General features: G+C 36.5%; 11 protein-coding genes. 7 read left to right on the top strand and 4 right to left on the bottom strand.

The genetic code is table 11. The features are described 5' to 3' along the window. The first annotated feature begins 358 nt into the window (after positions 1 to 358). From ACLU24_RS00360 to ACLU24_RS00330, 7 genes are all read left to right on the top strand, one after another. Positions 359 to 1,282 carry a substrate-binding domain-containing protein gene (locus ACLU24_RS00360; RefSeq protein ID WP_412609271.1) on the top strand — a complete coding sequence of 308 codons (924 nt, stop codon included), beginning with the start codon at positions 359 to 361 and terminating at the stop codon, positions 1,280 to 1,282. Between the two features lie 175 nt (positions 1,283 to 1,457). Beyond that, positions 1,458 to 2,315 (top strand): phosphate ABC transporter permease subunit PstC, encoded by an 858-nt coding sequence (pstC, locus tag ACLU24_RS00355; RefSeq protein ID WP_412609268.1) that lies wholly within the window; start codon positions 1,458 to 1,460, stop codon positions 2,313 to 2,315. Between the two features lie 14 nt (positions 2,316 to 2,329). Next, entirely contained in the window at positions 2,330 to 3,235 is a 906-nt protein-coding gene (gene pstA / locus ACLU24_RS00350; protein WP_475495300.1) for a phosphate ABC transporter permease PstA, read from the top strand. Between the two features lie 18 nt (positions 3,236 to 3,253). After that, positions 3,254 to 4,015 (top strand): phosphate ABC transporter ATP-binding protein PstB, encoded by a 762-nt coding sequence (pstB, locus tag ACLU24_RS00345; RefSeq protein WP_412609262.1) that lies wholly within the window; start codon positions 3,254 to 3,256, stop codon positions 4,013 to 4,015. Continuing rightward, positions 4,015 to 4,671: a phosphate signaling complex protein PhoU gene (gene phoU / locus ACLU24_RS00340; protein ID WP_412609259.1), complete on the top strand. Its 657-nt coding sequence runs from the start codon at positions 4,015 to 4,017 to the stop codon at positions 4,669 to 4,671. Before pstB ends, phoU begins: the two co-directional genes overlap by 1 nt. Continuing rightward, on the top strand, positions 4,668 to 5,342 hold the full coding sequence (locus ACLU24_RS00335) for a response regulator transcription factor (protein ID WP_475495297.1): 675 nt from the start codon (positions 4,668 to 4,670) through the stop codon (positions 5,340 to 5,342). The genes phoU and ACLU24_RS00335 overlap by 4 nt, the downstream gene beginning before the upstream one ends. A gap of 112 nt (positions 5,343 to 5,454) precedes the next feature. Continuing rightward, complete coding sequence (locus ACLU24_RS00330) at positions 5,455 to 7,119, top strand: sensor histidine kinase (protein WP_412609257.1); 1,665 nt, start codon at positions 5,455 to 5,457, stop codon at positions 7,117 to 7,119. A 79-nt stretch (positions 7,120 to 7,198) separates the two neighbouring features. On the opposite strand, the gene ACLU24_RS00325 is transcribed toward ACLU24_RS00330, so the two are convergent. The 4 genes from ACLU24_RS00325 to ACLU24_RS00310 form a co-directional block, all read right to left on the bottom strand. Beyond that, on the bottom strand, positions 7,199 to 8,596 hold the full coding sequence (locus ACLU24_RS00325; RefSeq protein ID WP_412609255.1) for a murein hydrolase activator EnvC family protein: 1,398 nt from the start codon (positions 8,594 to 8,596) through the stop codon (positions 7,199 to 7,201). Beyond that, positions 8,586 to 9,500, bottom strand: a complete 915-nt coding sequence (gene ftsX, locus ACLU24_RS00320) for a permease-like cell division protein FtsX (protein WP_412609253.1) — start codon at positions 9,498 to 9,500, stop codon at positions 8,586 to 8,588. Before ftsX ends, ACLU24_RS00325 begins: the two co-directional genes overlap by 11 nt. After that, entirely contained in the window at positions 9,497 to 10,174 is a 678-nt protein-coding gene (ftsE, locus tag ACLU24_RS00315) for a cell division ATP-binding protein FtsE (protein WP_412609250.1), read from the bottom strand. The genes ftsX and ftsE overlap by 4 nt, the downstream gene beginning before the upstream one ends. Before the next feature lie 218 nt (positions 10,175 to 10,392). After that, on the bottom strand, positions 10,393 to 11,478 hold the full coding sequence (locus tag ACLU24_RS00310) for a PucR family transcriptional regulator (RefSeq protein ID WP_412609247.1): 1,086 nt from the start codon (positions 11,476 to 11,478) through the stop codon (positions 10,393 to 10,395). Between the last annotated feature and the right edge of the window lie 178 nt (positions 11,479 to 11,656).

The following is an 11,656-nucleotide window of genomic DNA, read 5'->3' as shown; positions in this document are numbered from 1 at the left end:
ATGTAAATTGCTTAAAATTCTAAATAATTGATTTTTCTCAAATTATTTTAATTAAATCTAACAAACAAAATGGTTGAAAACTTTTTATACTTGCCGTAAATGTCAGTTTTATAAATTCTGTGTAAATTCTGTGTAAAAAAGATGATTTTTAACATAAATAATTAAAAATCGACGGGATATGATAAGATTAATAGATTTAAAATGATTTATTGAATATTTATTTTATGAAAGAAATTGGAATTGTATTTTACATATCTTTTACTGTCGTTTGCTTTTTAATTTTACGAGCATAGCATAGAATATTCTTGTACCCGGAAAATAAAAATTGTTTAGAGTAAAAAAAGGAGATTGTTTGGAAATGAAAGTAAAATCAACAAAGAAGATTTTGGCAGTATTGGCAGCCTCAGTATTGGCAGTTTCAGCATTTACAGCTTGTAACAGTAACTCAGGAAATGGTTCATCATCTGGCACAACGGGTTCAGCAGATACATCTTCATTTGATAAAACAAAGCAAGTTACAGTAATTACTCGTGAGAATGGTTCGGGTACAAGAGATGCTTTTATAGAACTTACAGGACTTCTTGAAAAGGGCAGTGACGGTTCTAAGAAGGATAACACAACCGCTTCTGCATCTACACTTAATAATACACAGGCTGTTATGAGTAGCGTCGCTGGTAATCAGTATGCAATCGGTTATATTTCACTCGGTTCTTTGAATGATACAGTTAAAGCTTTCAAAGTAGACGGCGTTGAAGCAACAGCAGAGAATGTCAAGAATGGCACATATAAGATTTCTCGTCCATTTAATATTGCAACAAAGGGTGAAGGCGATGACCTTACAAAAGATTTCATCTCTTATATCCTTAGTAAAGACGGACAAGATGTTATTACAAAAGAAGGTTATGTCAGCGTAATAGATGATGCAAAGGCTTATGCAGGTTCTAAGCCGGCAGGTAAGATTGTTATAGCTGGTTCTTCTTCAGTTTCTCCTGTAATGGAAAAGCTTGTTGAAGCATATAAGCAAATCAATACAGGTGCAGAGATTGAACTTCAGACACAGGATTCTTCTTCAGGTATTAAGGCGGCTATAAGCGGAACTTGCCAGATTGCAATGTCTTCTCGTGACCTTAAGGACGATGAAAAAGAAAGCCTTACACCACAAAAAATAGCCCTTGACGGTATCGCAGTTATCGGAAGTAATTCAAACCCAACAGACAACCTTACACTTGACCAAATTAAGAGTCTTTATGACGGTTCAATTACAACTTGGAAATTGAAGTAATTTAATTAAAGATAAATAAAGTTATTTTGGTGGGAGCGGCAATAATGAAATTGCCGTTCCATACCTATGTAAAAATGATTTTTAAACGAACAAGAACGATTCACAGTATAAAAGAGCAACTGTGTATCACGCTAAGCGGCATAAACGCCGTCCTTAACAACAAGGTGGTTATAAAATGGTAAAATATAAAGAACAAATTATGAAAGTGGTGTTCTTCATAGCAGCACTTGTGTCGATTGCGGCGGTTGCCTTGATTTGCATATTCCTCTTTGCAAATGGCGTTCCTGCAATGGCTAAAATCGGAATATTTAATTTCATTGGTGGTTCTACTTGGGCACCATCAAATGAACCGGCAGAATATGGTATCTTCCCGATGATTCTTGGTTCTATATATGTAACAGCAGGTGCTTTGGTCGTAGGTGTGCCGATTGGACTTCTTACAGCAGTTTATCTCGCAAAGTTCTGTCCTAAACATATATATAAAGTATTAAAGCCGGCAGTTGAACTTCTTGCAGGTATTCCATCAGTTGTTTATGGCTTTTTTGGCTTAGTTGTTCTTGTACCGTTTATTCGTGATAATATCGGCGGAAATGGAACAGGTAGTATACTTACCGCATCTATTCTTCTTGGAATTATGATTCTCCCTACTATTATTACTGTTTCTGAAAGTGCCATAAGAGCTGTTCCAGATAGCTATTACGAGGGCTCGCTCGGTTTGGGTGCAACTCACGAAAGAACAGTTTTCAGAGTAATACTACCTGCTGCAAAGTCTGGTATTCTTGCAGGAATTGTTCTTGGAATAGGTAGAGCTATTGGCGAAACAATGGCTGTTATACTTGTTGCAGGTAATCAGGCGATTATTCCTAATAGCGTTTTAAGCGGGGTAAGAACTCTTACAACAAATATTGTTATGGAAATGGGTTACGCATCGGGCTTGCATCGCGAAGCACTTATTGCAACGGGCGTTGTACTCTTTGTACTTATTCTTCTAATAAACGCTCTTCTTTCAGTAGTAAAAAGGAGGTCTGAATGATGGCTGAAAATGTTATTGAAACTAATAAAAGTAATGAGATTGATGTAGATAAGATTAAGGCGAGAAATGTTCAGACTTTTGCTCAGAAATTTAAGCAGTATAAAAATCATCCTACTTCACTCATACTTTACCTTCTTGTATGGGTTGCAGCTATTGCAACTATGGCAACAGTTGTCTTTCTTATCGGATATATTCTTGTAATGGGTATTCCTTATATAAATGCGGATATATTTTCGCTGAAATATACTTCTGATAACTGTTCTCTTGTTCCGGCGCTTGTAAATACTATTCTTATGACCTTACTTTCACTTATAATTGCTGTTCCGCTTGGAATTTTTTCGGCAATATATCTTGTAGAATATGCAAAGCGTGGTAATAAGCTTGTTTCGGTTGTTCGTACAGCGGCTGAAACGCTTCAAGGTATACCATCTATTGTATATGGTTTGTTTGGTATGCTCTTCTTTGTAGAAGCTCTTCATTGGGGTTATTCGCTTCTTGCAGGTTCTTTTACAGTTGCAATTATGATTCTTCCACTTATTATGAGAACAACAGAAGAAGCATTGCTTTCTGTGCCTGATTCATACCGTGAGGGTAGCTTTGGACTTGGAGCCGGCAAGCTGAGAACAGTTTTTAAGATTGTTTTGCCGTCAGCTGTTCCCGGTATACTTGCGGGTGTTATCCTTGCTATCGGTCGTGTTGTCGGTGAAACTGCGGCACTTATCTATACAGCCGGTGCGGTTGCGGATTACCCGAAGGACCTTATGTCCTCGACAAGAACACTTGCAGTTCATATGTATAACCTTTCTAATGAGGGTTTACACACTAATCAGGCGTATGCAACGGCAGTTGTACTTCTTGTACTTGTGCTTTTAATTAACTGGCTCTCAAGTGTAGTTGCTAAGAAAATTACCAAGAAATAATCGGAAAGGCGTGGCATTATGTCAAATAAAAAAGATAAAATTGTTGTTGAGGGCGTTGATTTATATTACAGTAAGTTTCACGCTTTGAAAAATATTAATCTAAAAATGAAAGAAAAAGAGATTACCGCATTTATCGGACCTTCAGGCTGCGGCAAGTCTACTTTGCTTAAATCATTAAACAGAATGAATGACCTCGTTGAAGGTTGTAAAATTACAGGCGATATTCTTCTTGACGGAGAGGATATTTTCGGTGATATGGACGTTAATATCTTAAGAAAAAGAGTAGGAATGGTTTTTCAGAAGCCTAATCCTTTTCCGATGAGCATTTATGATAATATCGCTTACGGACCTCGTACACATGGTATTCGCTCTAAGGCACAGCTTGATGAAATTGTTGAAACTTCACTTAAAAACGCGGCTATCTGGGACGAACTCAAGGACAGGCTCAAAAAAAGTGCTTTAGGACTTTCCGGTGGTCAGCAACAAAGACTTTGCATAGCAAGAGCCTTAGCTGTTAAACCTGAGGTTTTGCTTATGGACGAACCGACAAGTGCCTTAGACCCGATTTCGACTTCAAAGATAGAAGACCTTGCAATGGATTTGAAAAACGAGTATACTATTATTATGGTTACGCATAATATGCAGCAGGCTGCCCGTATCTCCGATAAAACTGCCTTTTTCCTTCTTGGCGAGGTCGTAGAATATGATGAAACAGAGAAATTATTCTCTACTCCACAAGATAAAAGAACAGAGGACTACATTACGGGGAGGTTCGGATAATGAGAAACAGTTTCGATATGCAGCTTAGAAAGCTGAACAATGAGCTTATAGAGATGGGTTCTCTTATTGAGACAGCTATTGCGAGAGCATATAATGCACTTATCAATCAGAATATCGAAGTTGCACGAGAAAATGTAGAATTCGATAGAGAGATTGACCAGAAAGAAAAGGAAGTTGAAAACATTTGTCTGAAGCTTTTACTTCAACAACAGCCTGTTGCATCTGATTTGAGACTTATTTCATCTGCAATCAAGATGATTACTGATATGGAGCGTATAGGCGACCAGGCGGCAGATATTTCTGAGCTGACGATTCTTATGGCTAAAACACAGTATATTAAACGACTTGACCATATCGAACAGATGGCTAAGGCTACTATTGAAATGGTTACAACGAGTGTAGACGCCTTTGTTAAGAGAGATTTGGAACTTGCTCGCTCGGTTTTTGCAAGAGATGATATTGTAGACAACCTTTTCGTAACAATAAAAAACGACCTTATTGAGCTTATAAGAGAAGATGTAAATAACGGCGAACAGGCAATAGACCTTATTATGGTGGCTAAATATTTTGAGAGAATAGGCGACCATGCGGTTAATCTTGCAGATTGGGTTATTTTTTCAATATTAGGTCATCACGAGGAGTATGACGGTAATTGATTATTTATGTTGTTGAGGACGATACAGATATAAGGGAGCTTGAAAGCTATGCTCTCAAGAACAGCGGCTATGACATAGTACAATTTGATTCGGGAAAAGAAGTTTTCGATAGCTGTCTTGAAAAACAGCCTTCTATGATACTTCTTGATATTATGTTGCCAGATGAGGACGGACTTTCTATTCTTAAAAAGCTTCGTGCTAATGATAAGACAAAAAATATTCCTGTTATATTGGTGACGGCTAAATCAACTGAACTTGACACTGTTAAGGGACTTGATATGGGTGCGGATGACTATATAGCAAAGCCTTTTGGCGTTATGGAGTTGGTTTCTCGTGTTAAGGCTCTTTTACGCCGAACAGAAAAGCAACAGCAACCGTCTGATGGAATAAGTTATCAGAACATCAATATCGACGATGAAAAGCATGTTGTTACGGTTGATGAAAAGCCTACGGAGTTAACCTTTAAGGAATATGAGCTTTTGAAATTTCTTATAATGAATAAAGGAATTGTCCTTACAAGAGAAAAAATAATGAATAAGGTTTGGGGCTTTGAATATGAAGGAGAAAGCCGAACCGTTGATATGCACATAAAAACCTTAAGACAAAAGCTGGGAGAAAGTGGTTCTGTCATTAAAACCATTAGAAATGTCGGATATAAGCTTGGCGAATAATTAGCTTTATTCGTATAATTGAATGATAATTAGAAATGACTAACGGGAAATCCTTGCTTTGAGGGTTTCCCGTTATACTTAGAAGGCTAAAAATTAATAGGCGGTGATTTTTTTGGAAGGAAAAATAAATACTCACCTTTTTATAATGGGACTTGTTACTGCTATTTTGGTTTCGCTTATTACGTGGTTAGTATTTTTTAACGCTTTTCAGAATCAGGTGAATACTGACCTTAAAACTGATGCACAGCTTATTGCGACAAGCTATGATTATATTTCGGATAATAATAAGCTGAAAGATTTTGCAAAGGGACAGACGAGAATTACTCTTATCACAACCGACGGAAGCGTTATCTTTGATAGCGAAAAGAAAAGTGATGAAAATCATCTTGAACGCTCAGAAATTCAAGAGGCTTTACGAGATGGTGAGGGATATTCTTCAAGATATTCAAAAACTACTCGTACCAATACATATTATTATGCAATGAAGCTTTCTGATGGAAATATACTTAGAGTTGCAAAGGATGCAGATGCTCTAAATAGCGTATTTACAAGTATACTTCCATATATGATTTTGATATTTATATTGCTTTTGGTTATGTCGCTTGCAATAGGATTCTTTCTTACAAAGAAAATTATCAAGCCTATTACAAAGCTTTCGGAAAGCGTTGATGATATTGGAACTGATATTGACGCAGATGATATTTATCCCGAATTATCTCCGTTTATTACCGAAATTATTGCACAAAAGCGAGAAATTAGGTATCAGCTTGGTAAGGTTGAAAGAGAAAAAAATAAGGTTGCAGCTATTATTCAAAATATGGCAGAAGGAATGATTCTGCTTGACCTCGATAAAAATATTCTACTTATGAACGAGGCTACAAAAAGGATATTTAATGTAGGTGATGTAAATCTTAAACACGATAGTTTACTTTATATCTCAAGAGATAAAGATGTAAACGATTGCGTTGATAAAGCTCTTGATGGCGAAAATAGTTCGCTTGAGCTTATGCTTAACGGAAGAATATATCAAATGATTGCGAATCCGGTTGCATCACAGGGAGAACAAATTGGTGTTATCTGTCTTATAATAGATGTTACTGAGAAGAAAGAAATTGAAAGCATGAGGCAGGAGTTTACTGCTAATGTTTCTCACGAACTTAAAACCCCACTTACATCTATTTCTGGTTATGCGGAAATGATTGAAGCAGGAATTGTAAAAGAGGAAGATATAAAGAATTTTGCTGGCAGAATTCGTAAGGAATCTGCAAGACTTTTATCACTTATCAGTGATATTATTCTTCTCTCAAGGCTTGATAATAGTCAAAAGGTTGAGGCTATACGGAAAGAAACAGTAGATTTGCTTACTATTGCTCAGAAATGTGCTGATGATATTGCAGTTCAGGCAGAAAGACAGGGCGTAGTAGTTAAAGTAAGTGGCGAAAGTTATATTATGCGAGGAAATATGACCTTACTTACAGAACTTGTTCAAAACCTCTGTGATAATGCCGTAAGGTATAACCGTGATAAAGACGGTAAGGTGGATATTACGGTTGGAAACGGATTTATTGATGTTAAGGATACAGGAATAGGTATTCCGCCCGAACATAGAGCAAGGATTTTTGAAAGATTTTATCGCGTCGATAAAAGTCGTTCTAAGGAAAGAGGAGGAACGGGTTTAGGTTTGGCAATAGTTAAGCATATATGCGAGCTTTATGACGCTAAAATTGACCTGAAAAGCTCCGAGGGCTTTGGTACGGAAATAAAGATAACATTTTAATATTAGACAAAAAACCTCTGTAACTTATTATCTGAGTTACAGAGGTTTTAATTTATAGCGTTTTATTTAAAATTTTGAGTTAAAATAATCCCGGGTATTCATCAAGCGGATTATAGCGTTGGGAATGGTCCCATATGGTTGAATACTTTGTTTCAAAATGTAGGTGTGGTCCTGTCGAATATCCGGTTGAACCTACACGACCTATAAGTTGACCAGTGCTTACATGGTCACCATAGCTTACATAAACAGCTGATAGATGGCCATATAAGCTTGTTTTGCCATCACTGTGTTCTATTACTACATAGTTTCCATAACCGCCTCCACAGCCGCAGGACGAGCTTTTACCATAATCGTGAGTACAGCCGCTATATGATGAAACAACCGTACCTTCTCTTGCGGCGATGACCTGTGCACCATAAATTCCGCCGCCGGCTATATCTAATGCACCATGATTACTTGCGCCTCGGTTTTCATCAAATGTAGATATGAGATAATAAAATCCTGGGCATGGCCACACATATTCACCGTAGCTTGGAGTAGGCGTTGGTGTTGGATTATCATTATCATTATCGTTATTGTTATTGTTATTGTTAGAGTTGTTGTTAGAATTATTATTAGAGTTATTATTAGAATTGTTGTTAGAATTATTGCTTGGCTTTGTGGGATTGTTACTTGAATTATTATTAGATGGTTTATTATTGGAATTTTGCTTTTTTGCATTCTCTTCAGCCTGTTTTTTCTGTTGTTCGAAATATTCTTTAAGTTCTTTTTCGAGTGCAGCTTGGCTTTCTTTGTTTTCTCCGATTGAATCAAGAGTTGCACTTTCTACTCCTTGAAGTTCGGCAATAATAGAACTATTTTCTTCGGAGAGCTTATTAATTTCGCTTTTTTGGCTTTCAAGCGATTTCTTTGCCTTTTCAACAGAGTTTTTTTCTGCTTGCAAGGATTTTTGCTGTTCGCTTATGGTGGACATTTCTGCTTTAAGTTCGCTAATTAAGTTACTGTCATAAGATGAAATGCTTTCAACAAGCTCAGCTTTGTCGATAAAATCGGAAAAATCTTTTGCTCCAAGAATAATTTCAAGAGACGAGGTATCACCTGCCATATAAATAGCACGAAGTCTGGCACGAAGTTGAGTCATTTTATTTTCAATTTTAGAAAGCTTATCGTCAATTTCAGCTTGCTTTTGCTTAATGCTTTTGTTAAGTGCAATGATTTTTTCATCGCTTAGCTTTATTTGCTTGCTAAGAATTTCAATTTTTCCTTGAAGAGCCTTTGCATACTCTTGTTTTTCGGAAATATTATTGCGCGTTTTTTTGAGCGTGTTTTCATATTGCTCAGCTTGCTTTTGCAATGCGGCTTGTTCACTTTTGTTAGATTCAGCATCAAATGCGAAGGTGGACTGTGAGAGTGCAAGAGCCATAGTTAGTATTGAGGCAGTAATAACCAAGGTCTTTTTTCTTTTTTTACCAGCCAAGAATCTCTCCTCCTTCTTTTTTGAGGTATTTTGAAACAGATATAAAACTTCCTAAAGCACCTATAAGAACAGCAGAACCTAAGAATGCAAGAATAATATAAATCCAAATATCGGATATAGGAATACTTGCTTTATATACGACGGACGCAATGCCACGGACGGATTCCAATATAGGATTATACAGAGCAATCATAACAATAGATGAAATAACTCCTGAAATAAGACCTATAACCATACCTTCAACCAAGAACGGTATTCGTACAAATGAATTTGTTGCACCGACAGATTTCATTATGCTAATTTCAAAGCGTCTGGAATACATTGTCATTTTAACTGTATTTGAAATTATAAAAAGCGTAACAAGTCCCAAAATTATTACGGCGGCTATACCTATGTATGTTACTAAAGTATTTAGCTTAGTAAGCTTTCTTGCAATATCACTGCGGTTTCCTATTTGATATACGCCGTCAATTTTTTTAATTTCTTTTACGGTTTCTTCATATTTTGAGAAATCTTCTAAGCTTACTTTATATGCGTGCGGCAAAGGGTTATTTTCACCTTTCATATTGGCATAAATATCATCGCCAAGCATTTCCTGATAATCTTCGATAGCCTTAGATTTTGAGTAAAATTCGCTTGATTTTACATTATCAGTCAAATCAAATTTAGCGCCAAGCTTAAGAGCGTCAACATCAGAAATTTGTGGGTCAAGATATACGGTAATCATATTAGTATCGCCAATAGATGAGATAAGGCTTGAGGCGTTCATAGATGTAACGACAGCCGCACCTGTAATCAAAAGGCAAGAAATAAGAACGCCTATACTTGCAAGCGACATCATTCGGTTAGTCCAAATACTTTTTATGCCCTCTTTTATGAGATAGCCTGAGCTTCTGAATTTCATTGCTCTACCTCCCGAATATAATCACCGACAATTTTTCCGCCGTTGATTTTGATAATTCTGCCACCGAATTCATTTACGAGGTTATGTTCGTGTGTGACAATTAAAACTGTTGTGCCGCGCTTATTTATTTCAACAAGAAGTTCCATAATCTCATATGAAAGTTCTGGGTCGATATTTCCAGTAGGCTCGTCAGCAATTATGAGTTCAGGATTATTTACCAATGCTCTTGCAAGGCTGACGCGCTGTTGCTCGCCGCCTGAAAGTTCGCTTGGTTTGCGGTCGGCTTTTTCTGAGAGTCCGACAAGACCGAGAATATACTCGACACGCTTACGGACAGATTTTTCGGAAACGCCGATTACTCTCATAGCAAAGGCAACATTATCAAAAACAGAAATTTTTTCAATAAGTCTGAAATCCTGAAAAACTATTCCCATGGTTCTGCGTAGATATGGGATTTTTCGTTTTTTGATTTTTATAAGATTATAACCGTTTACAGAAATTTCGCCTTCTGTGGCAGCTTCTTCACGCATAATTAGTTTTAGAAATGTACTTTTTCCTGCTCCGGAAGGTCCGACTATAAAGACGAACTCTCCTTTGTTTATATCCAAATTTATATCTTCGAGAGCTTTTGTGCCTGTTGGATATACTTTGGATACATTTTTAAAATGAATCATAGATAAGACCTTTCTTTTAGTAAATAATAGGGAAGTTTAATATTAAAAATATTGTTTATACAATATCGATGTAATATATTTTGACATTTTTCGATATTTGTATAGTATTAATAAAAAATTAATCCCTATATAAACCAAGAAGTCGCCTTATAGAGACAGAAAACTGCCTGCTACAAGACAACTTTATTCTTGAGTCTGTAATGTTTATGTTTACAAAATTAGTATTTTATTGGGTTAGATGAAAGATATTTCTTAACCATAAGTGCTACTTTGAATACGATAGCATCTTCAAATTCTCTGAGGTCAAGGCCGGTAAGCTTCTTAATCTTCTCAAGACGATAAACAAGAGTGTTTCTGTGAACAAAGAGTTTTCTTGATGTTTCTGAAACATTAAGGTTATTCTCGAAGAAACGCTGAATTGTGAAGAGAGTTTCTTGGTCAAGAGACTCGATAGAACCACGCTTGAATACTTCTTTAAGGAACATATCGCAGAGTGTTGTTGGAAGTTGATAGACAAGACGAGCGATACCGAGATTATCATAGCTTACGATAGTCTTTTCTGTATCGAATACTTTACCAACCTCAAGGGCAATCTGTGCTTCTTTATAAGAACGGGCAAGGTCTTTAATTCCCTCAACAGGAGTTCCTATACCGATAACGCAGTGTGTATAGAATTCGCCGGAAAGCGTATCTACAATAGAACTTGCAAGTTTCTCGAGGTTTTTAGAATCTGTTTCTGGCTTAATTTCCTTGACAAGCGCTATATCGGATTCATTGATATTGATAACAAAATCCTTGCTCTTATCAGGGAAGAGATTCTGAATGACATCATAAGCAGAAATATCGTTTTTAGAGATAATTTTGATGCCGAAACATACACGAGTAACCTCAGAATTGAAACGAAGTTCTTTTGCTTTTAAGTATATATCGCCAGGAAGGATATTGTCAAGTATGACATTTTTGATGAAATTGCCGCGGTCATATTTTTCATCATAATATTGTTTTATGCTTCCGAGAGATATAGCGAGAAGCATAGCATATTTTTGCGCAAGGTCATCGTTGCCTGCTACAAAAACAGCATATTCACATCTTGGCTTACTGCCGAAAGGCTTGTAAGTATAGCCGTTAAGTACAAAAGGTGCGGCGGAGGAGAGCATATCTGTTGTAATATTTTCGTTTACTTCGCCAATTTTGCCAAGTTCACTGCAAGCGATAACGACAGATGTTTCGTCAATAACTCCGATGGCACGGTCGATGGTATCTCTCATTTGGTGGATAACGCCTTGAAAAAGTCTGTTAGACATATTTATACCTCACTTTATGTTTAATATATAGTTCGTATGAATTATCGCCCGATAATATAAAATCTCTCTATACATTTTACACAAAAATAAGAAAAAAATCAACCTTTTAAAAGAAATTTCATAGAAAATTTTGTGTAAGGTAATGAATGATGAAATATGAGCTTGATTTGTATATTTT

Origin of the sequence: Pseudoruminococcus sp., assembly GCF_047012705.1 — a bacterium.
Taxonomy (GTDB): Bacteria; Bacillota; Clostridia; order Oscillospirales; family Acutalibacteraceae; genus Pseudoruminococcus.
The sequence above is the reverse complement of the archived record's forward strand: the minus strand, read 5'-3'. Positions and strand labels throughout refer to the sequence as shown.

Coding starts and splice junctions, on each gene's coding strand:
- pstB (WP_412609262.1), top strand. CDS start 3,254: ATGTCAAATAAAAAAGATAAAATTGTTGTTGAGGGCGTTGATTTATAT.
- ftsX (WP_412609253.1), bottom strand. CDS start 9,500: ATGAAATTCAGAAGCTCAGGCTATCTCATAAAAGAGGGCATAAAAAGT.
- ACLU24_RS00360 (WP_412609271.1), top strand. CDS start 359: ATGAAAGTAAAATCAACAAAGAAGATTTTGGCAGTATTGGCAGCCTCA.
- ACLU24_RS00310 (WP_412609247.1), bottom strand. CDS start 11,478: ATGTCTAACAGACTTTTTCAAGGCGTTATCCACCAAATGAGAGATACC.
- ftsE (WP_412609250.1), bottom strand. CDS start 10,174: ATGATTCATTTTAAAAATGTATCCAAAGTATATCCAACAGGCACAAAA.
- pstC (WP_412609268.1), top strand. CDS start 1,458: ATGGTAAAATATAAAGAACAAATTATGAAAGTGGTGTTCTTCATAGCA.
- phoU (WP_412609259.1), top strand. CDS start 4,015: ATGAGAAACAGTTTCGATATGCAGCTTAGAAAGCTGAACAATGAGCTT.